This is a genomic window from Mycobacterium helveticum (genome assembly GCF_007714205.1).
In the GTDB taxonomy this organism is placed as follows: domain Bacteria; phylum Actinomycetota; class Actinomycetes; order Mycobacteriales; family Mycobacteriaceae; genus Mycobacterium; species Mycobacterium helveticum.
Window position 1 is genome coordinate 1 of record NZ_VMQU01000032.1, and the last position, 24,252, is coordinate 24,252.

Genomic DNA, 24,252 nt, shown 5'->3' on the forward strand with positions numbered 1-24,252 from the left:
GGCGGGAACCGGGCCAATACGGCGACTCGCGGGTCCGGGTTCCGGCGCCAGACTTCGCGGCGTGGTTCAATATTCGCGCAAAACATGCCCGTAATCACGTCATCAGAGCAATTCGAGAATCCGCCGGAAGGGTCCAGGGGAAGCAATATGGACAGCGCCATGGCGCGGGCAAATCAATCGGGGGACGACGCTGACATCGCCGATGGGCTCACCCGCCGAGAGCACGACATCCTGGCGTTCGAACGGCAGTGGTGGAAATTCGCCGGGGTCAAGGAAGACGCCATCAAAGAACTGTTCTCGATGTCGGCGACGCGCTACTACCAGGTGCTCAACGCGCTGGTCGACCGGCCCGAGGCGCTGGCCGCCGACCCGATGCTGGTGAAACGGCTGCGGCGGCTGCGCGCGAGCCGTCAGAAGGCGCGCGCGGCGCGGCGTCTCGGCTTCGAGGTGACCTGACTCGCTACAGTGGGCTCGATGAAAGAGCGCGTCCCCGATTCCGCGGGGCTTCCGCTGCGGGCCATGGTGATGGTGCTGCTGTTCCTCGGCGTCATCTTCCTGCTGCTCGGCTGGCAGGCCCTGAGCTCGTCGGGGAACTCCGATGACGACTCGGCGTCGGCGGTGTCCGGCATGACCAGCACCACCAGTTCCTCGGCCGCGTCGACCACGACGCCCGCGGCCAACCAGGCCGACGTCCGCGTCTACAACATCTCTGCCAGGGAAGGCGTCGCCGGGCGCACCAAGGACGAGCTGACCTCGGCCGGCTTCCGGGTCACCGAGATCGGCAACCTCACCGTGCCCGACGTCGCGACGACCACGGTGTACTTCACCGACGCCGACGGCGAGCATGCCACCGCGGACGCCGTGGGCAAGAAACTGGGCGCGCCCGTGGAACCGCGGATCCCCGCGCTCAGCGATCAGCCGCCGGGCGTCCTCGTGCTGGTGGCGGGCTGAGGCGTCCGGCCGCTCGATCGGTTCCGGGTCGCCGGGTTAGGCTCTGGACATGCCTATGCTCGCCGGTCACCGTAATGCCGCTGCCGCCACCATGTCCGCACTGTCCACGTGTTTACTGGCCACCTGCGCCGCGCTGCTGAGTGGCTGCTCGCCCGACCAGCCCCCCGCGACGTCCCCGGGCACCACGCCGCCGGTCTGGACCGGCTCGCCGGCCCCCGCGGCCTCCGGGAACGCGGCGCCGGCCGCCCAGAGCATCATCACCGTACTCAAGAACGCCGACGGCGCCGAGATCGCGACCGCCAAGTTCGATTTCGGCAACGGCTTCGCCACCGTCACGATCGCGACGACCGGGCCCGGTCACCTCGCGCCCGGCTTCCACGGGGTGCACATCCACAAGGTGGGCAAGTGCGAACCCAACTCGGTCGCCCCCGGCGGCGGCGAGCCCGGCGACTTCCTCTCCGCCGGCGGGCATTTCCAGACGCCGGGGCATTCGGCCGAGCCCGACAGCGGTTACCTGCCGCCGCTTCAGGTCCGCCAGGACGGGACGGGGATGCTGGAGACCACCACGGACGCGTTCGGCATGGACGACCTGTTGACCGGTCAGAAGACCGCGATCATCATTCACGCCGGTGCCGACAACTTCGGCAACATCCCGGCGGACCGCTACCAGCAGGCCAACGGCACGCCGGGCGCAGACCAGACGACGATGAGCACCGGTGACGCCGGCAAGCGGGTGGCATGCGGTGTCATCGGTTCCGGGTAAGAGGGCTTCTGGCAGGGGCGATGCCCGCATCGACTTCGTCCGCTCGCCGCGGCCGACCGTCGGCGTGGAGTGGGAGTTCGCCCTGGTCGACGCCGAGACCCGGGACCTGAGCAACGAAGCCACCTCGGTGATCGCCGAGATCGGCGAAAACCCGCGTGTGCACAAGGAATTGTTGCGCAACACCGTCGAGGTGGTCAGCGGCGTCTGCGAGTGCGCGGGGGAGGCCATCGAGGACCTGCGCGCCACCCTGGGCCCGGCGCGGCGGATCGTGCGGGACCGCGGCATGGAGTTGTTCTCCGCCGGCACCCACCCGTTCGCGCGGTGGTCCTCCCAGCAGCTCACCGACGCGCCGCGGTACGCGGAGTTGATCAAGCGCACCCAGTGGTGGGGCCGCCAGATGCTGATCTGGGGGGTGCACGTGCACGTCGGCATCCGCTCCGCGCACAAGGTGATGCCGATCATGAGCTCGCTGCTCAACTACTACCCCCACCTGCTGGCGTTGTCGGCGTCCTCGCCGTGGTGGGGCGGCGAGGACACCGGATACGCCAGCAACCGGGCGATGATGTTCCAGCAACTGCCCACCGCGGGGTTGCCGTTCCAGTTCCGGACCTGGGGTGAGTTCGAGGGCTTCGTCTACGACCAGAAGAAGACCGGCATCATCGACCACGTGGACGAGATCCGTTGGGACGTCAGGCCGTCACCACATCTGGGCACCCTCGAGGTGCGGGTCTGCGACGGCGTGTCCAACCTGCGCGAGCTGGGCGCGCTGGTCGCCCTGACGCACTGCCTGATCGTCGACCTGGACCGCAGGCTGGAGGCCGGCGAGACGCTGCCGACCATGCCGCCCTGGCACGTCCAGGAAAACAAGTGGCGTGCCGCCCGGTACGGCCTGGACGCCGTGATCATCCTGGACGCCGACAGCAACGAGCGGTTGGTCACCGACGATCTCGCCGACGTGCTGACCCGGCTGGAACCGGTCGCCAAATCGCTGAACTGCCTCGACGAGCTGGCGACGGTGGCCGACATCTGGCGCGACGGCGCGTCCTACCAGCGACAGCGGCGCGTGGCCGAGGAACACGAGGGCGACCTGCGCGCGGTTGTCGACGCGCTGGTGGCCGAGTTGGAGGTCTAGCGCCCATGACCGATCCGGAAACCCTTGAGCTGGCGATGTTTCCGCTGGAGTCGGCGCTGCTGCCCGGCCAGGACCTTCCGCTGCGCATCTTCGAACCCCGCTACGGTGCGTTGGTGCGCCACTGCATCGAGAGCGGCGACCCGTTCGGCGTGGTGTTGATCTCGGCGGGCCGCGAAGTGGGCGGGGACGATGCGCGTAGCGATGTCGGCACCCTGGCCACGATCGGCGAATGCCTCGACCACGGCGCGGGCCGCTACTCGCTGCTGTGCCGGACGGGCGAGCGGATCCGGGTGTGCGGGTGGCTGCCCGACGATCCCTACCCGCGGGCGGCCGTGCGGCTCTGGCCCGACGAGCCGGGTGACCCGGTGACCCCGGCCCAGGTCCGCGAGCTCGAGGACCGCGTCATGGCCGTGTTCGGGCGCATCGCGGAGGCGCGCGGTGCCGAGCTGCCGGCCCGTGAGGTGTTGCTGGGTCCGGCCGGGGGCGCCGATCCCGGGCAGCGGCTCTTCGCGCTGGCGGCGCGGGTTCCGATCGGGGCCGCCGACCGCTACGCCGTGCTGGCGGCGCCGTCGGCCGCCGACCGGCTGGCCGCTTTCGGCGAGGCCGTCGACGCGCTCGCCGACGTGGTCGAATTCGAGTTGTCCTGACGTGAGAGTGCACCTGCAGGTCGACGGATCACCGGCGGGCGCGCGGGCGAGCGCCGGCGAGATCGCCGCGGCCGGCGCCGACGGCCTGTTCACCTTCGAGGGTCAGCACGACGTGTTCTTTCCGTTGTTGCTCGCCGCCGGCGAAACCCGCCTGGACCTGATGACCAACGTGGCGATCGCCCCGCCGCGCAGTCCGCTGCACCTGGCGCACGCGGCCTACGATCTGCAGGAGTACAGCGGCGGCCGGTTCCGGCTCGGCCTGGGATCGCAGGTGCAGGCGCACATCGAAAAGCGTTACGGCAGTAAGTGGGAGCGGCCGGCGGCGCGCATGGCCGAAACCATCGCGGCGATCAAGGCGATATTCGCGGCGTGGGAAGGCGAGAGCCGCCTCGATTTTCGCGGCGAGTTCTTCACGCACACGATCATGGCGCCCAACTTCAATCCCGGGCCCAACCCGTTCGGGCCGCCGCCGGTGCTGCTGGGCGCGCTGGGCCCGGTGATGACCCGCACGGCCGCCGAGTTCGCCGACGGGCTGCTGGTCATGCCGTTCAACAGCGCCCGCCATCTCACCGAGCGCACGATCCCCGCCGTCGCCGAGGGGCTGCGCCGCTCGCACCGAAGCCCCGGCGACTTCCGGATCGTCGCCCAGGCGATGGTCGCCGTGGGCCGCGAGGAGGCCGACCTGGCGGCCGCGGTCGCCGGGGTGGCGTCGCTGATCGGGTTCTACGGCTCGACGCCGGCCTACCTGCCCGTGCTCGAGGCCGAGGGGTGGGCCGACATCCAGCCCGAGCTCAACGCGCTGTCCAAGCGGGGCCGCTTCGCCGAGATGCGGGCAATGATCACCGAGCCGATGGTGGCGCGGATCGGGATCGCCGGTACCCCGGAGGACTGCGCGCGGCAGATCGCCGAGCGGTTCGGCGAGCACGCCGACGAGGTGTGCTGTTACTTCCCCGGCTACACCCCGCGCGGGCAGGACGTCGCCGACCTGATCGCCGCCCTGCACCGGGCGCCGCGATGACCCCGGCGGTGACGGTCGAGCCTCAGCGCGCACCCGAAGCCCTGAGCTCGCCCTCGAGTACGCGCTACCCGGTCTCGGCGAACGCGCGCAGCGCATCGAGCTGCACCGGGTCCAGTGCGGGACGGACGGTTTCGCGGGCCGCGGCGAGGTCGGCTGCCGTCACGTCGGTGGCGTCGATGGACCGTCGCATCGCCGCCAGCGCCGCCTCCCGCAGCAGCGCCACGCAGTCCGCGGCGCTGTAGCCCTCGAGCCCGGCGGCCACGTCGTCAAGGTTCACGTCGGCGCTCAGCGGTATCGACCTGCCCGCGGTGCGCAGGATTTCGCGGCGGGCGGCGGCATCGGGCGGTTCGACGAACACCAGGCGCTCCAGCCGCCCGGGCCGCAGCAGCGCGGGGTCGATCAGGTCGGGACGGTTGGTGGCGCCGAGCACGACGACGTCGCGCAGCGGGTCGATGCCGTCGAGTTCGGTCAGCAGCGCGGCCACCACCCGGTCGGTCACGCCGGAGTCGACGCTCTGCCCGCGCCGGGGCGCCAGTGCGTCGACCTCGTCGAGGAACACCAGCGACGGCGCGGAGTCACGGGCCCGGCGGAACAGCTCCCGGACCGCCCGCTCGCTGCTGCCCACCCACTTGTCCATCAGCTCGGAGCCCTTGACGGCGTGCACGCTGAGCTGCCCGGTGCTGGCCAGCGCGCGCACCACGAAGGTCTTGCCGCAGCCGGGCGGGCCGTAGAGCAGCACACCGCGGGGCGGATCGACGCCCAGCCGGGCGAACGTGTCGGGATGCTGCAGCGGCCACAGCACCGCCTCGGTCAACGCCTGTTTGGCTTCGGCCATGTCGCCGACGTCGTCGAGGGTCACGTTGCCCACGGTCAATTCCTGACCGGCCGAGCGGGACAGCGGCCGGATGACGCCGAGCGCGCCGGCCAGGTGGTCCTGATTCAGCCGCGGTGGTTGCCCGTCGGTGCTGGCCCGCGCCGCGGCCCTCAGCGCCGCCTCGCGCATCAGTGCGGCCAGATCGGCGACGACGAATCCCGGTGTGCGGGATGCGATCTCGTCGAGGCGGAGGTCGCCGGTGGGTACCGGCTTCAGCAGGGCCTCGAGCAGCGCCGTGCGGGTAGCGGCGTCCGGCAGCGGCAGGCACAGCTCCCGGTCGCACAAATCGGGGGCGCGCAGCCGGGGGTCGAGCTGGTCGGGTCGCGCGGTCGTGGCGATCAGCGCGACGCCCCCGGTGGCCACCGCGGTGCGCAGCTCGCCCAGGATCAGCGCGGCCACCGGCTCGGCGGTGGCCGGCAGCAGGGCGTCGACATCGGCGATCAGCAGCACGCCGCCGCCTTGCCAACCGTCACCGCGAACCGTGCGCACCGCCGCGGCCACGGCCTTGAGCCGCTCGTTCGCGCCCAGCGCGCCGACCTCGGGGCCGTCGAGTTCCACCAGCCTGCGGCCGTCGCACACCGCGCGCGCCAGCGTCACCTTGCCCACACCGGCCGGGCCCGACACCAACACCCCCAGGTTGGCGCCGGCGCCCAGCGTCCGGAGCAGGTGCGGCTCGTCGAGCGCGAGCTTGAGCCATTCGGCGAGCTTGGCGGCCTGGGGCTGCGAGCCCCTGAGCTCCTCCACGAGGACCGCCGGGGTGCCGGTGCTCAGCGGCTCCCGGGTGACCGGCCCGGCGGCCGGAACGCCGGCCCCCCAGGTGACCAGCGTGTTCGGCTGCACGCTGACCGGCCCATCCGGGTCGACGCCGGTCACGGTCAGCAGTTCCGAGGTCCAGCTGATGCCGACCGCGGCCGCCAGCGCGCGGGTCGCTCCCCGATTCGACGGGGACGTCGACGTGCCGGGGCCGAGGTCGCGGGGCAGCAGCGACACGGCATCGCCGACGGTCAGCACCTTGCCGAGCAGGGCCTGGCGCAGGGTGACCGGCGACACCGACCGGGTCGCCAGGGACGAGCCGGCCAGGGTCACCGACCGCGCGCCGTACACGGTGACCGCTCCGACGAGCACCGCGGTGTCCTCGCGCAGCCCGGCGTTGGACAGCGTCACGTCGTCGAGCAGCGCGGTGCCCACCGCGGTGTCCGGCCCGGCCAGTCCCGCCACGGCCGCCGTGGTCCGCGACCCGGTCAGCGACACCGCGTCCCACTCCCGGATCCCGAGCGCGGCGACGGCACTCGGGTGCAGGCGGATGACGCCCCGGCGGGAGTCCAGGGCCGAGGTGTTCAGCCGGGCGGTGAGCGTGAGCCGGCCGGAGCCCGTCATGTCAAACGCCCGCCCGGTTTGCGCAGTCCCAGGCGCGCCATCGACCGGCGGTGGGGCCGGGCCTGTCGGATCGCGCGTCGCGCGGCCCGCCGCTGCTTGGGTTCTTCGGCCCACGCCTCGGGGTGCGCGGCCAGCCAGCGCTGGTTGCGCACCCCGAACGGGATGTGCACCAGGTAGGCGAGGATGATCGCCCAGATCAGCAGGTAGGGGGCCAGCACCGCGGCGGCGGCGAAGATCGCCAGCACCGCCAGCAGCGGCGCGGCCCAGTTCGGCGGCACCGCCACGGCGTGCATCTTTTTCATCGGGATCTTGCTGACCATCAGCATCGACGTCCCCACCACCCAGACGCACAGGAATGCCGTCGACGTCCACCAGCCCGCACCGAACTGCAGTTTGAGCGCGATCAGGCCGATGATCGAGACCGCGCCCGCGGGCGCGGGCATCCCCACGAAGAACTCCTGCGCGTAGGCGGGCTGGCTGCCGTCGTCGAGCAGCGCGTTGAACCTCGCCAGCCGCAGCACCACGCACACCGCGTACAGCAGCACCACCACCCAGCCGGCCGGCGACGCCGACAGCATCGTCACGTACAGCACGACCGCGGGGGTGACCCCGAAGTTCACCGCGTCGGCCAGCGAGTCGATCTCCGCGCCCATCCGGGACTGCGCGTCCAGGATCCGCGCCACCCGGCCGTCCAGACCGTCCAGGATGGCGGCCGCGGCGATCAGCGCCATCGCGGCTTTCGGCTGCTGCTCGAGGGCGAACTTGATCGCGGTCAGCCCCGCGCAGACGGACAGCACGGTCATCGAGCTGGGCAGGATCTGCAGGCTCACCGCCCGCCTGGCCCGGGGCCTGAGGGTCATGGCAGTTCGGCCAGGACGGTCTCGCCGGCGACCGCGCGCTGGCCCACCTCGACGAGCGGCACCGCGCCCGGCGGCAGATAGGTGTCCACCCGGGAGCCGAACCTGATCAGCCCATAGGTGTCGCCGACGGACAGCGTGTCGCCCACCCGCGCGTCGCAGACGATGCGGCGCGCCAGCAGCCCCGCGATCTGCACCGCGACGACGTCTGAGACCTCGGCGCCGCCGTCGGTCCGGATCCGCAGGCTGGTGCGTTCGTTCTCGGCGCTGGCCGACGCGAGGTCGGCCGGCCCGAAGCGGCCCGGGCGGTGCTGCACGGCGATCACCTCGCCCGTCACCGGCGCGCGCTGCACGTGGGCGTCCAGCAGCGACAGGAAGATGCTGACCCGCGGCAGCGGCGCGTCACCCATGCCGAGTTCGGCGGGCGGGGCGGCGGCGTCGATCACGCAGATCACGCCGTCGGCGGGCGCCGCCACGGCGCCGGCCCGCGACGGCGGCACCCGCGGCGGGTGCCGGAAGAACCCCGCACAGGCACCCGCCGCCAGCAGACCCGCCCGGCGCAGCCAGCGGTGGTGGCGTCCCGCCAGGGCGACGCCCAGGCCGGCGGCGACGAACGGCCGACCGGCCGGATGCAGGGGTGGGACGGTGGAACGGATCAACTCCAGCACGTGTCGCGGACCGAAAGTCGGGTCCTGCGCGGTCGGGCCGATAAGGGGCGGGCGTCGGGCCACGCGGTCATCTTACGGAGCCGCCGCAACCGGTGCCGCACAGTCGAGCCGGGCCTAGCCCAGATCCCACACCTGCAGCCGGGTCCCGGCGGCCACCTCGGCGACATCTTCGGGAATGTCCAGCAGCGCGTTCGCCGACGCCAGCCACCGCAGGTGGTGCGACGCCGGCGGTCCGTAGCTGACGACCGTGCCGCCGTCGACGTCGAGTATCGCGCGCCGGAACTGGCGTTTGCCGCGCGGCGAGGTCAGGGACTCGGTCAGGACCGCGGGACGGTGCGGGCGCTCCGGGTCCGGCAGGCCCATGGCCCGGCGCAGCGCCGGGCGGATGAACACCTCGAAGGACACCAGCGCGCTGACCGGGTTGCCGGGCAGGGTGACGATGGTGGTGCCGGCGACGCGGCCGACGCCCTGCGGCATCCCCGGCTGCATGGCCACCTTGACGAATTCGACCCCCTGGTCGCCCTCCCGGCCGAAGGCGTCCTTGACGACCTCGTAGGCGCCGGCGCTGACGCCGCCGCTGGTGATGACGAGGTCGGCGGCAGCGGCGTAGCGGTCCAGCAGCGCGGCGAACTGCGCGACGTCGTCGTGGGCGGTCGCGACGGCGATCACCTCCGCGCCGGCCTCGCGGGCGGCGCCGGCCAGCATGACCGAGTTGGACTCGTAGATCTGGCCGGGTCGCAGCGGGACGCCCGGCGGCACCAACTCCGACCCGGTCGATATCACCAGCACCCGCTGGTGCGGGATCACCGGCAGGCCGGCCATCCCCAGCGCCGCGGCCAGGCCGAGCATCGCCGGCGTCACGACCTGGCCCCGGCGCAGCACGGTGGTGCCGGGGGCGACGTCCTCGCCCGCGCGCCGGATGTGCTTGCCGGGCTCGCGGGGGGCTCGGATCGCCACCGTTTCCACGCCGCCGTCGGTGTCTTCCACCGGCACGATCGCCGTCGCCCCCGCCGGCACCGGCGCGCCGGTCATGATGCGGTGCGCGGTGCCCGGCCGCAGGGTCAACTGGTCGGTGCGCCCGGCGGGGATGTCCTCGGCGACAGGCAGCACGACCGGGTGCTCGGCCGTCGCGGGTGCAATGTCCTCGGCGCGCACCGCGTAGCCGTCCATCGCGGAGTTGTCGAACACCGGCAGCGCCAGCCGCGCGACGACGTCGTCGGCTAGGACCAGCCCCTGCGCGTCCGCCAGGGCGACCGTGGCCGCCGGCCGGGCCCGGATCAGCTCCGCGACGACCCGCTGATGTTCTGCTACCGATCGCATCCGGCCATTATCGGCCGTCAGACCGGGAAGTGGACGCCGGTGAGTTCTTCGGAGACCGCCCACAGCCGGCGCTGCAGTTCCTCGTCGTGGGATTGGCGGCTGGACTCGACGAGCCTGGGACGGCCGCGCTGCTCGAGGAAGCCGTCGGGCCCGTAGTACTGCCCGCCCCGCACGTCCGGGTCGGTGGCGGCGCGCAGCGTCGGCAGCGCGCCCATCGCCGCGCTCTGGAACAGCACCGGCCCCAGCACGGCCTTCAGCGGCTGGAAGATCGCCGGCAGGTTGCGGGCCAGCTCGGTGTTGGAGCCGCCGGGATGCGCGGCGACGGCGACGGTCTTCGCCTCGGGGTTCGCGGCCAGCCGGCGCTGCAGCTCGTAGGTGAACAGCAGGTTGGCCAGCTTGGACTGGCCGTAGGCGGCGATCCGGTCGTACCCGTGTTCTGACTGCAGGTCGTCGAAGTGGATCGCGGCCCGCAGCCGGTGCCCGAGGCTGCTGACGGTCACCACCCGCGAGCCGCGCACGTCCAGCAGGTGGTCGAGCAGCAGGCCCGTCAGCGCGAAGTGGCCGAGATGGTTGGTGCCGAACTGCATCTCGAAGCCGTCGGCGGTGACCTGCTTGGGGGTCCACATCACCCCGGCGTTGTTGATCAGCAGGTCGATGCGCGGGTAGGCCGCCCGCAGCGCCTCGGCCGCGGAACGCACCGAGTCCAGCGAGCTCAGGTCCAGGGCCTGCAGGGTGATGTCGGCGCCGGGGTGTGCGGCGACGATGCGCGACAGGGCGACGTTGCCCTTGGCGAGGTCGCGTACGGCCAGCACCACATGGGCGCCGCGGTAGGCCAGCACGACGGCCGCCTGGTAGCCGATTCCGGTATTGGACCCGGTGACGACGGCGACGCGGCCGCTCTGGTCCGGCACGTCGGATTCCGACCATGTGTTGGACGTCATGGCCAAAACATACCCACCCGGACCGGTGGCCGCTGGCCCGGCGGCGGCAGGCGCGGCGCTACCGCCCCCGGTGGTGGTCGGCGGCGCTAGGGCACCCAGTGGTTGTCGTTGCGGACGAACCACTCCCTGCGCTCGTCGTCGGTCATGTCGCTCAGCGCGCCGAAACCCTCGAAGTAGGCCTCCCGCGGCGCGCCCGGGGCGAACAGCATGAGGACCGAGGCGGGTTCGTCCGCCTCGTTGCGGAAGCCGTGAATCCCGCCGGGCGGGACGTAGAGGAAGTCGCCCCGACTCCCGTCCACCCATTCGTTGCCGTCGTAGAGCTTCATCGTCCCGGACAGCACGAAGAACGCCTCCGACATCGCGCGGTGAAAGTGCGGTCCGGGCCCACCGCCGGCGGGCGGCAGGTCGACCCGGTAGAGGCCGTAGTCGCCGTCGGTGGCCCGCTGGTTGGCCAAATAGTGGTACTTGGTGCCGAACGATTCGTGGTCCGGCGGCGAGTCGGCCCGCCTGAACCAGGCGCTGACTTCGGGTTCGTCCTTGGTGTATCGGGGCGGCGGATACGGCGGCACGACGAGGGACATGCGTCCAGTGTGCGGCCATTGATCGCGGCCGCGGCTTCGGCGGGTGCTACGAGCAGCTGCTCGACCTGCCCGCAGCGGTTACGCGCAGCGCGATAACACGGGAGGCGTTCTTGCACTCGGCATGGGCGAGTGCTAAGAATGACGTTGGCACTCGCGACCGGCGAGTGCCAGGTCGGGACGGTGAGGCCAGTCTGGTCGTCCGTCGCGGGCACTGCGCCCGGCCAGCGTAAGTAATGGGGTTGTCGTCACCACGGTGGCCCCAGTTTCATTCCCGACCCGGAGGAATAACTTCGCAATGGCCAAGACAATTGCGTACGACGAAGAGGCCCGTCGCGGCCTCGAGCGCGGGCTCAACGCCCTCGCCGACGCGGTAAAGGTGACGTTGGGCCCCAAGGGCCGCAACGTCGTCCTGGAGAAGAAGTGGGGTGCCCCCACGATCACCAACGATGGCGTGTCCATCGCCAAGGAGATCGAGCTGGAGGACCCGTACGAGAAGATCGGCGCCGAGCTGGTCAAGGAGGTTGCCAAGAAGACCGACGACGTGGCCGGTGACGGCACGACGACGGCGACCGTGCTGGCCCAGGCGCTGGTCAAGGAGGGTCTGCGCAACGTCGCCGCCGGCGCCAACCCGTTGGCGCTCAAGCGCGGCATCGAGAAGGCCGTCGAGAGGGTCACCGAGAACCTGCTGAAGTCGGCCAAGGACGTCGAGACCAAGGAGCAGATCGCCGCCACCGCCGCGATCTCCGCGGGCGACCAGTCGATCGGCGACCTGATCGCCGAGGCGATGGACAAGGTCGGCAACGAGGGCGTCATCACCGTCGAGGAGTCCAACACCTTCGGCCTGCAGCTCGAGCTCACCGAGGGCATGCGGTTCGACAAGGGCTACATCTCGGGGTACTTCGTCACCGACGCCGAGCGTCAGGAAGCGGTCCTGGAGGACCCCTTCATCCTGCTGGTCAGCTCCAAGGTGTCGACCGTCAAGGACCTGCTCCCGCTGCTGGAGAAGGTCATCCAGGCGGGCAAGCCGCTGCTGATCATCGCCGAGGACGTCGAGGGCGAGGCGTTGTCCACGCTGGTCGTCAACAAGATCCGCGGCACCTTCAAGTCGGTGGCGGTCAAGGCCCCCGGCTTCGGTGACCGCCGCAAGGCGATGCTGCAGGACATGGCGATCCTCACCGGTGGTCAGGTGATCAGCGAGGAGGTCGGGCTGTCGCTGGAGAGCGCCGACGTGGCGCTGCTCGGCAAGGCCCGCAAGGTCGTCGTCACCAAGGACGAGACCACCATCGTCGAGGGCGCCGGCGACACCGACGCCATCGCCGGGCGGGTGGCCCAGATCCGCAGCGAGATCGAGAACAGCGACTCCGACTACGACCGCGAGAAGCTGCAGGAGCGCCTGGCCAAACTGGCCGGCGGTGTTGCGGTGATCAAGGCCGGTGCGGCCACCGAGGTGGAGCTCAAGGAGCGCAAGCACCGCATCGAGGACGCGGTGCGCAACGCGAAGGCGGCCGTCGAGGAGGGCATCGTCGCCGGCGGCGGCGTGGCCCTGCTGCAGGCGGCTCCGGCGCTGGACGAGCTCAAGCTCACCGGCGACGAGGCCACCGGCGCCAACATCGTCAAGGTGGCGCTGGAGGCTCCGCTGAAGCAGATCGCCTTCAACTCCGGGCTGGAGCCCGGCGTGGTGGCCGAAAAGGTGCGCAACCTGCCATCGGGTCACGGTCTGAACGCGCAGACCAATGAGTACGAGGACCTGCTGAAGGCCGGCGTGGCCGACCCGGTCAAGGTGACCCGTTCGGCGCTGCAGAACGCGGCGTCCATCGCGGCGTTGTTCCTGACGACCGAGGCAGTCGTCGCCGAGAAGCCGGAGAAGGCGACCGCTCCCGCGGGCGACCCGACCGGTGGCATGGGCGGCATGGACTTCTGAGTCCACCAGCGGAAAAGCCCGGTTCCCTTGGGGGCCGGGCTTTTCCGTGTCGTCGAGGCCGGGGTCAAGGAGTGTGGGGGTCTCAACGAATGTCCGCCCGCGCCGGACGGCGCGGACTGTCGGATGCGGCCCCGGGCGCACCGCGGCGGCACCCGTCCGCCACGACGGGCCGGTACGGGTCACCGGAGGTGCTCGCCGACCGCTGCCGGGCAGCAACCCCGAGACGGGGTGCGCGTCGCGTGACGACCACAGATCACTCACCTGCAACGGCTCACGGACGGCCCCCGCGTCCGGCCACCCGGTAGGTTCGACCCGTGACTCTTCCGACCCCCTCACCCACCAGCACGGCCGTCGTGACCGGGGCGTCGTCGGGCATCGGCGCCGACATCGCCCGCGAACTGGCCGACCGAGGCCACGGCCTCACCCTGGTCGCCCGCCGCGAAGACCGGCTGCGCGAACTGGCCGGCGAACTGGCCCAAGGCGGCTCGCACGTCGAGGTGATCGCCTGCGACGTCGCGGATCCCGCCGCCCGGGCCGACCTCCTCGACGAGGTCGGCCGGCGCGGGCTGACCGTCGACGTCCTGGTCAACAACGCCGGTATCGGCACCATCGGGTCGGTGACGAGATCGCCCGTCGCCGACGAGATCGCGCAGGTGCGGGTCAACGTCGAGGCCGTCATCGACCTGACCACCCGCGCGGTCCAGCAGATGGTGCCCCGCGGACGCGGCGCGATCCTCAATGTCGGATCCACCGCGGGCTTCCATCCGTTCCCCGGGCAGGCCGGCTACGCCGCCACCAAGGCGTTCGTGAAGACCTACACCGAAGGGGTGCGCGCCGAGCTCGCGGGCACCGGTGTCACCGTCGCGCTGCTGTGCCCGGGGCCGGTGCGCACCGAGTTCCTCAAGAACGCCGGCATGGACGAACGCACGTTCGCCGCCGCGTTCCCGAAGTTCATGTGGATGCCGTCGCGCGCGGTGGCGCGCGCCGGGGTCGACGCGCTCGACGGCGACCGGGGCACGGTGATCGCCGGGCTGCCCAGCCAACTGTCCACCCGCCTGTTCCAGTTCATGCCGCGGCGGGTGCTGCTGCCGCTGTTGAAAAACCAGCACCCGGGCCTCAAAAGGGACCTGCGCCGGGACCGGTCAGCGCGCTAGGGGCCAGGGCCGCATCCAGCCCTCCACCGGAAGCGCGAGCGCGTTGCACAGCGTGCAGATCGTGCGGTACCAGCCGACGGCCGTGAGCAATTCGATCCGCTGCTCGTCGTCCAGTGAGTGGCCCAGCACTTCCCACGTCGCCTCCGACCACGAGCCGGTGCGTTCCAGCTCGTCCACCGCCGCGATCAGCGTCCGCTCGGCCGGGCTCCAGCGCGGGTCGTCCGCACCGCCGGTGACCAGCGCGTCGCACTCGTCGTCGCCGACGCCGGCGAGGGGACCCCAGAACGCGGCCTGCCCGCCCCACTCGTATTCGCAGCGCAGGAGCGCACAGATCCGGAGGATCGCGATCGTCCGCGTCCGGGTGGGCAAAAGCGCTGCGACGTAGAGGGATTCACCGAGCTTGCGCAGCCGGGTGGCCAGCGCCGGATGGCGCTGCAGGCAACGCACCAGCAGCAGCGGCTCATATGCGCGGTCGGGGTGGCCCCAGCTGTTGATGCTGACGGCATCTTCCTCGCTCCACGGCGGGGCCAGCGGTGCGACGCGGCTCACGGATGAGACTGTACGGTGCGCACCCGTCAGGCCGGCAGCGAGAACACGACGCAGTCGTGCAGGCAGCCCCGGGCCGCCTCGGGTGAGTCGGGGGCGGCGTCACGGTGCAGCAGCGCGCGGTCGGGCACGACGCCCAGGGGCGCGGAACCGGGCCCCGCGTCCTGCGCGTGCCCGTCGACGATGAGCGAGTATCCGCCCGGCTCGACGGGGGGCCACAGCAGGGTGACGTCGCGGCGCCGGGCGAGGTTGTCGCGGGTACGCCCGCCGATAGGGCCGACGTCGATGGTCCCGTCGCGCAACGTCGGCGCCACCGTCACCGTGTGCACGCGATAGCCGTCGTCGACGGTGATCAGGTACGCGTACGGGTAGTCGGGGAGAGCGGCGGCGAGCCGCTGCAGGTCCACCCTCTTTTTCGTCCGCATGGTCCGAGGATAGGCCTCGGGCCTGGCGCGAAACGGATTTCTAGTCGGGCGGGGTCGGCAGCAGGCTCAGCTCCCTGATGCCCGGGTTGGGGCCGGCCGGGGTGCGGTCGGCCTTGTTGAAGAAGCCCGAGTTGGGGATGCCCGGCTCGCGAACGGGCGGGTTGCCGCGCACCGCGGGGTCGCCGGGCGCGGGGCTGAAGACGCCCGTGGGAGCGGTGGCCGCGGTCCGCACGCCCACGGTGGGAGTGGGACCGCCGGCGGCGGTGACGGCGGCGGCGTTCGCGCCGAGCGATTCGACGCCGCCCGCGAAGGCGGCGGGCGGGCTCGGCGGTGCGGCAAAGGCGGCGCTGGCCGCGGCCGGGTTGAGCAGGGCCGCGTTGCCCAGGCTGGCGCTCAGGCCGCCGGTGTTGGCGGCGGCCGAGCTGAGCAGGCCCGAACCCAGGTTGACCGCGCCCAGACCGCCGGTGACGTGGCGGGCGGAGCCGAGCATGCCGGCGTCGGGGACTGCCTGCGCGCCCAGGGCGTTGTCCTGGAAGAAGCCCGTGTTGGCGGCGCCGTTGTTGAACAAGCCCATGTTCATGCTGCCGGAGTTGGCGAAGCCGGTGTTGAACGAGCCGGCGTTGCCGATGCCGAAGTTCCCGTTGCCCGAGTTGAAGAAGCCGATGTTGTTGTTGCCCGAGTTGAACAGGCCGATGTTCCCGGTCCCCGAGTTGAAGCCGCCGAAGCCGATCTGGTTGTTGCCGGTCAGCCCGATGCCGAAGTCGTTGTTACCGGTGTTGCCCAAGCCGATGTTTCCGTTTCCGAGGTTGCCCACGCCGAGGTTGTTGTTCCCGGAGTTGCCGGAACCCACGTTCAGGCTGCCGCTGTTGCCGAAGCCGAGGTTCGAGCCCTGGCCGCTGCTACCGGGCAGGACGCTGCTGAGCTGGCCGTTGCTGAACCGGAAGCCGATCTTCTGCAGGACCTGCTGCCAGGGCGCCAGCTGACCGGCGGCCGCCGACGCGTCGGCGTGGTAGTTGAGCATCGCCGCGACATCGGCCGCCCACATCTGCTCGTACGCGGCCTCGGTGTCCATGATCGCCGGGGCGTTGAGCCCGAACCAGTTCGTGTTTGCCAGCGCCTGCACCAGCATCCGGTTGGCCGTGACCACCGCCGGCTGGATGGTGGCCGCCAACGCCGCCTCGAATGCGCCCGCGATGGCCGCCGCCTGGCTTGCTGCGACCTCGGCCTGGGCGGCCGCCGCGCTCAGCCACCCGGAGTACTGCGTGGCGACCGACAGCATCGCCGTCGCCGAAGCCCCCTGCCACGACCCGCTGGCCAGGTCCGTCGTCACCGAGAGGAACGACGATGCTGACGACGCCAGGTCCTCGGCCAGCCCTTCCCACGCGGTCGCCGCAGCAAGCAGCGGCGCCGCTCCGGGACCGGCGAAGAGTAATGCCGAGTTGATCTCTGGCGGCAACCACGCAAAATGCGGGCTCGTCACTGACCCAACTTAACCGCGACGGGCTGCCCTTCGTGGCGTTATCGGGCGGGTACTGGGGATGACCGCCGGCCGCGGACCAACTTGCCGGGGCGGGCGTCGGTGGGGACGCCGTTGGCGGCGATCACCTCCCCGGACACGATCGTGGCGACGTAACCGTCGGCGGTCTGGTCCAGGCGGCGGCCGCCGGCGGGCAGGTCGTGGCGGATGACCGGCTTGTGCAGCCGCAGCGCGGCGTGGTCGATGACGTTGAGGTCGGCCTTGTAGCCGACGGCGATGCGGCCGCGGTCGCCCAGCCCGGCCACCCGGGCCGGCACCGAGGTCAGCGCGCGGACGGCCTCGGGCACGCTGAACCGGCCCGACTTGCGGTCGCGCGCCCAGTGGGTCAGGAAGTACGTCGAGTAGCTGGCGTCGCAGATCATCCCGTAGTGGGCGCCGCCGTCGCCGAGACCGAGCACCACGTCGTCCCGGTGCAGCAGCATGCCGACCGTGTCCAGCGAATTGTTTGCCAGGTTGCTGGTGGCGACCAACAGGATGGCGCGCCCGTCGTCGTCGAGCAGCCGGTCGTAGGCCTCCTCCATCGGCTGCACCCCGCGGGCACGGGCGCGGGCACCGATGCTCGTCGACGGGTCGGGCTCGTAGTCGGGGTTGTCGCCCAGCGGGTAGATCCAGTCCCACATCTGCGCGACGTACAGGATCGGGTGACCCTGGCCGGGCTTGTCGGCCAGGATGCGGGCGCGGACCTCCGGCTTGCGCATCTCGGCGACCCGCTCGGCCAGCGGCAGGTGCGCGATCTCGCGGTAGCTGGGGTAGAGCACGAAGGGGTTGGCGGTGAGCTGCAGCCCGAGGATCAGCCCGATCGGGCGCGGCAACAGCTGCGCGGTAAATTGTGCGTCGCCCCCACCGGCATTGGCGTTGGCCTTCTCGATCATCGTGATGGCGTCCCTCCACGTCGGTTCGCCCGCGTTGGCGACCACCAGGGTGAACGTGACCGGCAGGCCGACGTCCTCGGCCACGTCGAACACCGTCTGCAGCACGGGCTGGTACCCGCCGGCGGGGATGTCGGGCACGAATTGCAGCAGCCCGCCGCCGCCGTCGACGACCCCCTTGGCGATCTCCTCGATCTCCTCGCGGGCGGCGTCGTAGCTCGGGATCGGCGAACCGCTCTCGGTCTTGTGGATCGTGAAGCGCGAGGTCGCGAAGCCCAGCGCACCGGCCTCGATCGCCTCGGTGGCCAGCGCCCGCATCTTCGCGAGATCCGCGGCGGTGGCCGGTTCGCGGTCGGCGCCGCGCTGCCCCATCGCGTACACCCGCAGCGGCGAGTGCGGCAGGTAGGCGGCCACATCGATGTCACGCCGTCCCGCCTCGATGGCGTCCAGGTATTCGGGGAAGGTCTCCCAGGTCCACGGCAGGCCGTCGGTCATCACCACGCCGGGAATGTCCTCGACCCCGGCCATCACGTCGACGAGCACGTCGTGGTCGGACTGGCGGCACGGCGCGAAGCCGACCCCGCAGTTGCCCATCACCACCGTGGTCACCCCGTGCGCCGACGACGGGGTCAGCCGCTCCGACCAGATGGACTGGCCGTCGTAGTGGGTGTGCAGGTCGACGAAGCCGGGCGTGACCAGCAGCCCGGTGGCGTCGATCACGCGCGCGGCGGTGTCCCCGTTCTCGTGGCCCATGGGTGGCCCAACGGCCACAATGACGCCGTCTTGCACCGCCACGTCGCCGACGTACGGTTCACCCCCCAGCCCGTCGACGATGGTGCCGTTGCGGATGATGAGGTCGTAGGTCATCTAATTAATCTACGACCGCGCCGGGGGTCGTGCCAGGGCCACGGCCTCCCGTAATGTCGGCGGTATGGCCGATCCCGACGCCGCCGTTCAGGAACTCCTTCGGGACGCGTTCACCCGGCTGATCGAACACGTCGACGACCTCACCGACGGACTGACCGACGAGGTGGCCGACTACCGCCCGACCCCGAGCGCCAACAGCATCGCCTGGTTGCTCTGGCACAGCGCGCGGGTGCAGGACATCCAGCTGGCGCACGTGGCCGGCGTGCAGCAGGTGTGGACCCGCGACGGATGGGTGGACCGATTCGGCCTGGACCTGCCGCGCGAGGACACCGGCTACGGTCACGGGCCCGACGAGGTCGCCAAGGTGCACGCGCCCGCCGGCCTGCTGTCCGGCTACTACCACGCGGTGCACAAGCTCACCCTCGAATACCTCGCCGGGGTCACGGCCGGCGAACTGGCCCGCGTCGTGGACACCCACTGGGAGCCCCCGGTGACGGCCGGCACCCGGCTGGTGAGCATCGTCGACGACTGCGCCCAGCATCTCGGCCAGGCCGCCTACGTGCGGGGGATCCAGTAGGTTCGCGGGCGTGCGGTGCGGCGCGCTCGCGTGCGGCACCGACGACGTCCGCCGGGCCCCGGAGGTGATGGTCGCGCACAGACGCCCTAGCCGAAGGTGAACGAAAAGACTTGCAGGCCTTTGCCGACCCGCATGTCGAGCTGGTCGCGGTGGGCGGTCTGGCCGGACGCGATCCGGTGCAGCGTGGGCGGCCCGCCGATCGGCGTCGTGGTGGTCTCACCGTCGCGGGTGACGGCGATGCTGCCGGTGCCGCCGACGACCACGTACACGTCCTTGCCGGTGTAGTTCAGCCGGACGGCGGCGCCCTCGCTCTCGGCGGTGGCGCCCTGGTCGTCGATGGTCCAGCGGCCACGCAGCGCGAAGCGGTCGTCGGGCAACGTGGCCGGGAAGCTGAATGTCGCGGTGCCGGAATCGTATTGGCCGGTGCCGCCGTAATAGGTGGCCTTGCCCGCGCCCAGGTAGGTCTCGGGCGTCAGCCGGGTTCGCGGCGTGTCGTCCGCCGCGCCGGACGCCGGGGGCAGCCGGACGTCGGGGTCGGCGGCCACCAGCAGCCGGCGGATCAGCCTTTCGGTGCCGTCGTAGTCGCCCTCGCCGAACTTGGTGTGCCGGACGGTGCCGTCGGCGTCGATCAGGTATTCGGCCGGCCAGTACAGGTTCTGGTAGCTGTTCCAGGTGGCGTAGTCGTTGTCCAGCGCGACGGGGTAGGTGATGTGCAGCGCGGCGGCCGCGGCGGCCACGTTGCCGGGGACCCGTTCGAAGGCGTACTCCGGGGTGTGCACGCCGATCACCACGAAGCCGTCGTCGCGGTAGCGGTCGTACCAGTCGACGACGTGCGGGATGGCCCGCTGGCAGTTGATGCAGGAGTACGCCCAGAAGTCGATCAGGACCACCTTGCCGCGCAGCGAGGCGAGGTCGATCGGTTTGCCGTCCGGGGTGTTCAGCCACCCCGTGATCCCGGTCAGCGCCGGCGCCGGCCCACACTCCTGCAGCCTGTCGGCGCCGTCGATGCAGTCGGCCAGCCGGCCCGCCGCCGCGTCGTTCTTCGTGCGGCCCGGGTCGAGCTTGCGCCGAATGTCGTTGGCGCCGATGCTTTTCTGCATCGCCGCGGTGTAGTCGGGCACCGCGCGCTGCAGCATCGCCGGCAGGTTGAAGACCAGTGCCACGGCCAGCACGATCATCGTGATCCCGCCGGCGATCCGCACGGCGCGCTGCCGGCGGCGGAATGCGGCGACACGCTCGGCCGCGCGCCGCCCGGCCAGTGCGAAGACCAGCAGCGGCAACGCCGTCCCGATCGCGAACGCCGCGGTCAGCACCAGCGTCTCCGGCCCGATGGTGGCCGTGCCGCCGGCGACCACGATCGCGGCCAGCACCGGCCCCGCGCACGGCACATACAGCGCGCCCAGCGTCAACCCGAGCCCGAAACCGCTTCGCCGGGAGGCGAATCGGGGTTGCGGAAGTCGGGCGAACGGCCGCTCGATCAGCCGTTGCAGCGGCGGGAAGATCAAGCCCAGGCCGATGAGCGTCAGCGTCACCAGGGCGGCCCACCGGATCGCGTCCTGCGGCAGGTGCAGCGCCGACAGCAGCGCGGAACCCGCGAGGGTCACCACGCCGAAGCTGCACACCAGGCCCGCGATCACCAGATACGGCCGGGCGGAGGACCTTTCGCCGGCCGCATCGACGCCGGAAAAGAACACCACGGGCAGCACCGGCAGGATGCACGGCGAGATGCCGGTGATCAGGCCGCCGAGGAACCCGATGAGCGCGATCGTGTGCACGGGCCGGCCGGCTAGTCGCTGTAGGCGAACGAGTGATCCGGCGGCCTGACGGGAGTCACATGGACCCGCGGCGGCCGTGACCGCACCCGCATGGGCCACCAGAACCAGCGGCCCAGCAGCGCGGCGATGGACGGGGTCATGAACGCGCGCACGATCAGCGTGTCGAACAGCAGACCCAGGCCGATGGTGGTGCCCACCTGGCCGATGACCCGCACGTCGCTGACGACCATGGAGGCCATGGTGAACGCGAAGACCAGCCCGGCGTTGGTGACCACCTTGCCGGTGCCGCCCATGGACCGGATGATGCCCGTGTTCAGGCCGGCGCCGATCTCCTGTTTGAATCGCGACACCAGCAGCAGGTTGTAGTCCGATCCGACGGCCAGCAGCACGATGACCGACATCGCCAGCACCAGCCAGTGCAGCTGGATGCCGAGAATGTGCTGCCAGAACAGCACCGACAAGCCGAACGAGGCGCCCAGGGAGACCGCCACCGTGCCGACGATGACCGCGGCGGCCACGAAGGCGCGGGTGATGATCAGCATGATGATGAAGATCAGGCACAGCGAGGAGACCCCGGCGATCACCAGATCCCACTGGGCGCCCTCGGAGATGTCCTTGAAGACGGCCCCCGTCCCGCCCAGATAGATCTTGGCGTCCTCCAACGGTGTTCCCTTGAGCGACTCCTCGGCCGCGGTCTGGATCTTGTCGATGCTCGCGATCCCCTCGGCCGACGCGGGATCACCCCGGTGCAAGATGATGAACCGCGCCGCGTGCCCGTCCTCGGACAGGAAGTTGTTCATCGCGCGCTTGAAGTCCTTGTTCTTGAACACCTCCGGCGGCAGGTAGAACGAGTCGTCGTTCTTGGCGGCGTCGAACGCATGCCCCATCGCGGTGGCGTTGTCGCTCATCTGGTCCATCTGGTCGAAGATGCCCGACATGGTGCTGTGCATGGTCAGCATCATGGTGCGCATGCTGACCATGGTCTCGATCATGGGCGGGAACTGGGCGACCATCTGCGGCATCAGCCGGTCGAGGTCCTTGATGTCACCGACCAGCGTGTTGAGCTGATCGGAGATCTCGTCCACGCCGTCGATCGCGCCGAACACCGAGCGAAGCGACCAGCAGATGGGGATGTCGAAACAGTGTTTCTCCCAATAGAAATAGGAGCGCACCGGGCGCCAGAAGTCCTCGAAGTCGGCGATCTCGTCGCGCAGTTCGTTGGTGATCTGCTGCATGGCCTCGGTGTCGCCGACCATGCGGTGGGTGGTGGCGACGAGCCTGGTCATCAGGGCGTACATCTGCTGCATCGTCGCGATCGTCTTGGCCATCTCGTCGGCCTGCACCAGCATGTCGTTCATGCGGTCGCGCTGGTATTTCATGGTCTGCAGCTGACCGGCGTTCTGCATGCTCATCTGGAACGGGATCGAGGTGTGGTCCATCGTCGTGCCGTCGGGCCGCGTGATCGCCTGCACGCGGGAGATTCCCGGCACCCGGAAGATGCCCTTGGCCAGCCGGTCCAGGATCAAAAAGTCCGCCGGATTGCGCATGTCGTGGTCGGACTGGACCATCAGGATCTCCGGCTTCATCCGGGCCTGCGAGAAGTGGCGGTCCGCGGCCGCGAAGCCGGCGTTGGCGGGGATGAAGGTGGGCAGGTAGTTGCGGTCGTTGTAGTTGGCCTTATAGCCGGGCAGGGCGAGCAGCCCGACCAGCGCGACCGCACACGTGACGGCCAGGATGGGCAGCGGCCAGCGCACCACCGCGGTCCCCACCCGCCGCCAGCCCCGCACCTTGAGCACCCGCTTCGGGTCGAACAGGCCGAACCGGCTGCCCACCGTCAGCACCGCGGGCCCCAGCGTCAGCGCCACCGCCACCGCCACCAGCATCCCCACCGCGCACGGCACGCCCAGGGTCTGGAAGTAGGGCATCCGGGCGAAGCTGAGGCACAACGTGGCCCCGGCGATGGTCAGGCCCGAACCCAGGATGACGTGGGCGGTCCCCCGATACATCGTGTAGAACGCCGTGTCCCGGTCCTCGCCGGCCTGGCGCGCCTCCTGGTAGCGGCCGATGATGAAGATCCCGTAGTCGGTGCCGGCCGCGATCGCCAGCGACGTCAGCAGGCTGACCGCGAACGTGGACAGCCCGATGAGCCCGGTGTGCCCGACCAACGCGACCGCACCCCGGGCCGCGGTCAACTCGAAACCGACCGTGACCAGCAGCAGGAACACCGTGATCGGCGAACGGTAGACGACCAGCAGCATTATCAGGATCACCGCGACCGTCGTCGCGGTGATCCGCAGCATGGACCGGTCGCCGCTGTGGTGCAGATCCGCGGCCAGGGCCGACACGCCGGTGACGTAGGCCTTGACCCCCGGCGGCGGCGGGACGCCGTCCACGATCTTGCGGACCGCCTCGACGGATTCGTTGGCCAGCGGCTCGCCCTGGTTGCCGGCGAGGTTCACCTGGACGGTCACGGCCTTGCCGTCGTTGCTCTGCGCGCCCGCCGCGGTCAGGGGATCGCCCCAGAAATCCTGCACGCTGAGCACGTGCGCCTTGTCGGCGCGCAGTTTGCGGATCAGGACGTCGTAGAACCGGTGGGCGTCGTCGCCGAGGGCCCGGTTGCTCTCCAGCACGATCATCGCCGAACTGTCGGTCTCGCCTTCCTTGAAGACGTGCCCGATGCGTTTCATGGCCACGAACGACGGCGCGTCCGAGGGGCTCAGTGACACCGACCGCTCCTGGCCGACCTCTTCCAGCGACGGGACGAAGATGCTGAGCAGGACGGTGACGGCTACCCAGAACAGGATGATCGGCACCGCCAGGGTGTGGATCAGCCGGGCGAGGAAGGGCCGTTCGGTGTGGGGGGCGCCGGTGGCGGGTGACCCCGGGGGCGGCGCGCTCACGCGGACTTCACCAGGCAGAAGGTGTAGGCGTGGACCTCGTGGGAGATCCGCTCGGCCTTGACTTCGCCGTCGACGGTGATCCGGCAGCCGAGGGTGTCACTATCCCCTTGCGCGACAAGGTTTCCCATCACCGCCGCCTTCGTGGTCGTGATGCGCAGCGACCAGGGCAACCGGGCGCCGTCGACGCGCTGCGGGTCGCCGTTGACGTCGAAGTAACTGATGTCCGCGACCGCCCCCGCCGGGCCGAAGACTTCGTAGCTGATCCGTTTGGGGTTGAAGGGCTTCGGGTTTTCGAGGTTGCTGTCCGCGTAGGATTCCCGCTTGGCGGAGCCGAAGTAGCCGTGCACCCGGTACACGACGAATCCCCCGACGACCACCACCGCCAGGACCACCAGCGGTATCCAGGTTCGCGACAGCAACTTGATGATCGGACTCCCCTTCGCCGGTCGGCAGTTCGGCCGGGCCGGTTCCGCCGTCCGCCCGAGCATGGTCAACTACGGAGCACCGCGTCGCGCCGGCCGCCCCCGATCCCAGTGGTGGCGCTCCGTCCCG

22 protein-coding genes are annotated in these 24,252 nt (G+C 70.9%); 9 read left to right on the plus strand and 13 right to left on the minus strand.

All coding sequences use genetic code 11. From position 1 onward, the window contains the following. The first annotated feature begins 147 nt into the window (after window positions 1-147). The 6 genes from napA to FPZ47_RS09750 are packed head-to-tail and all read left to right on the plus strand — an operon-like array spanning window position 148 to window position 4,511. Window positions 148-456: a nucleoid-associated protein NapA gene (napA, locus tag FPZ47_RS09725; RefSeq protein ID WP_144950754.1), complete on the plus strand. Its 309-nt coding sequence runs from the start codon at window positions 148-150 to the stop codon at window positions 454-456. A gap of 18 nt (window positions 457-474) precedes the next feature. After that, window positions 475-951 (plus strand): LytR C-terminal domain-containing protein, encoded by a 477-nt coding sequence (locus tag FPZ47_RS09730; protein WP_144950756.1) that lies wholly within the window; start codon window positions 475-477, stop codon window positions 949-951. A gap of 49 nt (window positions 952-1,000) precedes the next feature. Beyond that, entirely contained in the window at window positions 1,001-1,714 is a 714-nt protein-coding gene (gene sodC / locus FPZ47_RS09735) for a superoxide dismutase[Cu-Zn] (protein WP_144950758.1), read from the plus strand. Continuing rightward, a complete protein-coding gene (locus FPZ47_RS09740) occupies window positions 1,695-2,846 on the plus strand; it encodes a glutamate--cysteine ligase (RefSeq protein WP_144950760.1) in 1,152 nt (383 codons plus the stop codon). Before sodC ends, FPZ47_RS09740 begins: the two co-directional genes overlap by 20 nt. A 5-nt stretch (window positions 2,847-2,851) precedes the next feature. Then, complete coding sequence (locus FPZ47_RS09745) at window positions 2,852-3,493, plus strand: LON peptidase substrate-binding domain-containing protein (protein ID WP_144950762.1); 642 nt, start codon at window positions 2,852-2,854, stop codon at window positions 3,491-3,493. Between the two features lies 1 nt (window position 3,494). Further along, on the plus strand, window positions 3,495-4,511 hold the full coding sequence (locus FPZ47_RS09750; protein WP_144950763.1) for a TIGR03617 family F420-dependent LLM class oxidoreductase: 1,017 nt from the start codon (window positions 3,495-3,497) through the stop codon (window positions 4,509-4,511). A gap of 64 nt (window positions 4,512-4,575) precedes the next feature. On the opposite strand, the gene FPZ47_RS09755 is transcribed toward FPZ47_RS09750, so the two are convergent. From FPZ47_RS09755 to FPZ47_RS09780, 6 genes are all read right to left on the minus strand, one after another. Further along, complete coding sequence (locus FPZ47_RS09755; protein ID WP_144950765.1) at window positions 4,576-6,762, minus strand: AAA family ATPase; 2,187 nt, start codon at window positions 6,760-6,762, stop codon at window positions 4,576-4,578. After that, entirely contained in the window at window positions 6,759-7,622 is an 864-nt protein-coding gene (pssA, locus tag FPZ47_RS09760) for a CDP-diacylglycerol--serine O-phosphatidyltransferase (protein WP_144950767.1), read from the minus strand. The genes FPZ47_RS09755 and pssA overlap by 4 nt, the downstream gene beginning before the upstream one ends. Beyond that, window positions 7,619-8,350: a phosphatidylserine decarboxylase gene (locus tag FPZ47_RS09765; RefSeq protein WP_144950769.1), complete on the minus strand. Its 732-nt coding sequence runs from the start codon at window positions 8,348-8,350 to the stop codon at window positions 7,619-7,621. Before FPZ47_RS09765 ends, pssA begins: the two co-directional genes overlap by 4 nt. Before the next feature lie 51 nt (window positions 8,351-8,401). Then, window positions 8,402-9,607 (minus strand): molybdopterin molybdotransferase MoeA, encoded by a 1,206-nt coding sequence (gene moeA, locus FPZ47_RS09770; RefSeq protein WP_144950771.1) that lies wholly within the window; start codon window positions 9,605-9,607, stop codon window positions 8,402-8,404. 17 nt (window positions 9,608-9,624) lie between these two features. Beyond that, window positions 9,625-10,548, minus strand: a complete 924-nt coding sequence (locus tag FPZ47_RS09775; RefSeq protein WP_144950773.1) for an SDR family NAD(P)-dependent oxidoreductase — start codon at window positions 10,546-10,548, stop codon at window positions 9,625-9,627. 86 nt (window positions 10,549-10,634) lie between these two features. Continuing rightward, complete coding sequence (locus tag FPZ47_RS09780) at window positions 10,635-11,129, minus strand: cupin domain-containing protein (protein ID WP_144950776.1); 495 nt, start codon at window positions 11,127-11,129, stop codon at window positions 10,635-10,637. A 295-nt stretch (window positions 11,130-11,424) separates the two neighbouring features. On the opposite strand from FPZ47_RS09780, the gene groL reads away from it, so the two are divergent. Continuing rightward, the gene (gene groL, locus FPZ47_RS09785; RefSeq protein WP_144950778.1) at window positions 11,425-13,050 is read left to right on the plus strand and encodes a chaperonin GroEL; all 1,626 of its coding nucleotides are present in this window, start codon (window positions 11,425-11,427) and stop codon (window positions 13,048-13,050) included. A gap of 314 nt (window positions 13,051-13,364) precedes the next feature. Beyond that, a complete protein-coding gene (locus tag FPZ47_RS09795; RefSeq protein ID WP_144950782.1) occupies window positions 13,365-14,204 on the plus strand; it encodes an SDR family NAD(P)-dependent oxidoreductase in 840 nt (279 codons plus the stop codon). Here FPZ47_RS09795 and FPZ47_RS09800 read toward each other — a convergent pair. The 4 genes from FPZ47_RS09800 to FPZ47_RS09815 are packed head-to-tail and all read right to left on the minus strand — an operon-like array spanning window position 14,193 to window position 18,448. Next, window positions 14,193-14,753: a carboxymuconolactone decarboxylase family protein gene (locus FPZ47_RS09800; protein ID WP_144950784.1), complete on the minus strand. Its 561-nt coding sequence runs from the start codon at window positions 14,751-14,753 to the stop codon at window positions 14,193-14,195. The two genes, FPZ47_RS09795 and FPZ47_RS09800, sit on opposite strands and share 12 nt — an antisense overlap. 26 nt (window positions 14,754-14,779) lie before the next feature. Next, a complete protein-coding gene (locus FPZ47_RS09805) occupies window positions 14,780-15,175 on the minus strand; it encodes a pyridoxamine 5'-phosphate oxidase family protein (protein ID WP_144950786.1) in 396 nt (131 codons plus the stop codon). Between the two features lie 40 nt (window positions 15,176-15,215). Then, window positions 15,216-16,655, minus strand: a complete 1,440-nt coding sequence (locus FPZ47_RS09810) for a PPE family protein (protein WP_144950788.1) — start codon at window positions 16,653-16,655, stop codon at window positions 15,216-15,218. A 38-nt stretch (window positions 16,656-16,693) separates the two neighbouring features. Beyond that, window positions 16,694-18,448 carry an N-acyl-D-amino-acid deacylase family protein gene (locus tag FPZ47_RS09815; RefSeq protein WP_144950790.1) on the minus strand — a complete coding sequence of 585 codons (1,755 nt, stop codon included), beginning with the start codon at window positions 18,446-18,448 and terminating at the stop codon, window positions 16,694-16,696. Window positions 18,449-18,512: 64 nt separating this feature from the next. On the opposite strand from FPZ47_RS09815, the gene FPZ47_RS09820 reads away from it, so the two are divergent. After that, window positions 18,513-19,025, plus strand: a complete 513-nt coding sequence (locus tag FPZ47_RS09820; RefSeq protein ID WP_144950792.1) for a mycothiol transferase — start codon at window positions 18,513-18,515, stop codon at window positions 19,023-19,025. Window positions 19,026-19,111: 86 nt separating this feature from the next. On the opposite strand, the gene FPZ47_RS09825 is transcribed toward FPZ47_RS09820, so the two are convergent. Genes FPZ47_RS09825 through FPZ47_RS09835 form a run of 3 tightly spaced genes read right to left on the minus strand, consistent with a single transcriptional unit; the run spans window position 19,112 to window position 24,188 of the window. Then, window positions 19,112-20,800 carry a cytochrome c biogenesis protein DipZ gene (locus tag FPZ47_RS09825; protein WP_144950794.1) on the minus strand — a complete coding sequence of 563 codons (1,689 nt, stop codon included), beginning with the start codon at window positions 20,798-20,800 and terminating at the stop codon, window positions 19,112-19,114. A gap of 11 nt (window positions 20,801-20,811) precedes the next feature. Further along, the gene (locus FPZ47_RS09830) at window positions 20,812-23,700 is read right to left on the minus strand and encodes an MMPL/RND family transporter (RefSeq protein ID WP_144950796.1); all 2,889 of its coding nucleotides are present in this window, start codon (window positions 23,698-23,700) and stop codon (window positions 20,812-20,814) included. Then, window positions 23,697-24,188 (minus strand): MmpS family transport accessory protein, encoded by a 492-nt coding sequence (locus FPZ47_RS09835; RefSeq protein WP_144950840.1) that lies wholly within the window; start codon window positions 24,186-24,188, stop codon window positions 23,697-23,699. Before FPZ47_RS09835 ends, FPZ47_RS09830 begins: the two co-directional genes overlap by 4 nt. Between the last annotated feature and the right edge of the window lie 64 nt (window positions 24,189-24,252).

Bases quoted from the DNA above. Each gene is read 5' to 3' on its own strand.
- FPZ47_RS09805 (WP_144950786.1), bottom strand. From the start codon at position 15,175: ATGCGGACGAAAAAGAGGGTGGACCTGCAGCGGCTCGCCGCCGCTCTC.
- moeA (WP_144950771.1), bottom strand. From the start codon at position 9,607: ATGCGATCGGTAGCAGAACATCAGCGGGTCGTCGCGGAGCTGATCCGG.
- FPZ47_RS09835 (WP_144950840.1), bottom strand. From the start codon at position 24,188: ATGCTCGGGCGGACGGCGGAACCGGCCCGGCCGAACTGCCGACCGGCG.
- FPZ47_RS09755 (WP_144950765.1), bottom strand. From the start codon at position 6,762: ATGACGGGCTCCGGCCGGCTCACGCTCACCGCCCGGCTGAACACCTCG.
- groL (WP_144950778.1), top strand. From the start codon at position 11,425: ATGGCCAAGACAATTGCGTACGACGAAGAGGCCCGTCGCGGCCTCGAG.
- FPZ47_RS09780 (WP_144950776.1), bottom strand. From the start codon at position 11,129: ATGTCCCTCGTCGTGCCGCCGTATCCGCCGCCCCGATACACCAAGGAC.
- FPZ47_RS09815 (WP_144950790.1), bottom strand. From the start codon at position 18,448: ATGACCTACGACCTCATCATCCGCAACGGCACCATCGTCGACGGGCTG.
- FPZ47_RS09745 (WP_144950762.1), top strand. From the start codon at position 2,852: ATGACCGATCCGGAAACCCTTGAGCTGGCGATGTTTCCGCTGGAGTCG.
- pssA (WP_144950767.1), bottom strand. From the start codon at position 7,622: ATGACCCTCAGGCCCCGGGCCAGGCGGGCGGTGAGCCTGCAGATCCTG.
- FPZ47_RS09730 (WP_144950756.1), top strand. From the start codon at position 475: ATGAAAGAGCGCGTCCCCGATTCCGCGGGGCTTCCGCTGCGGGCCATG.
- FPZ47_RS09775 (WP_144950773.1), bottom strand. From the start codon at position 10,548: ATGACGTCCAACACATGGTCGGAATCCGACGTGCCGGACCAGAGCGGC.
- sodC (WP_144950758.1), top strand. From the start codon at position 1,001: ATGCCTATGCTCGCCGGTCACCGTAATGCCGCTGCCGCCACCATGTCC.
- napA (WP_144950754.1), top strand. From the start codon at position 148: ATGGACAGCGCCATGGCGCGGGCAAATCAATCGGGGGACGACGCTGAC.
- FPZ47_RS09820 (WP_144950792.1), top strand. From the start codon at position 18,513: ATGGCCGATCCCGACGCCGCCGTTCAGGAACTCCTTCGGGACGCGTTC.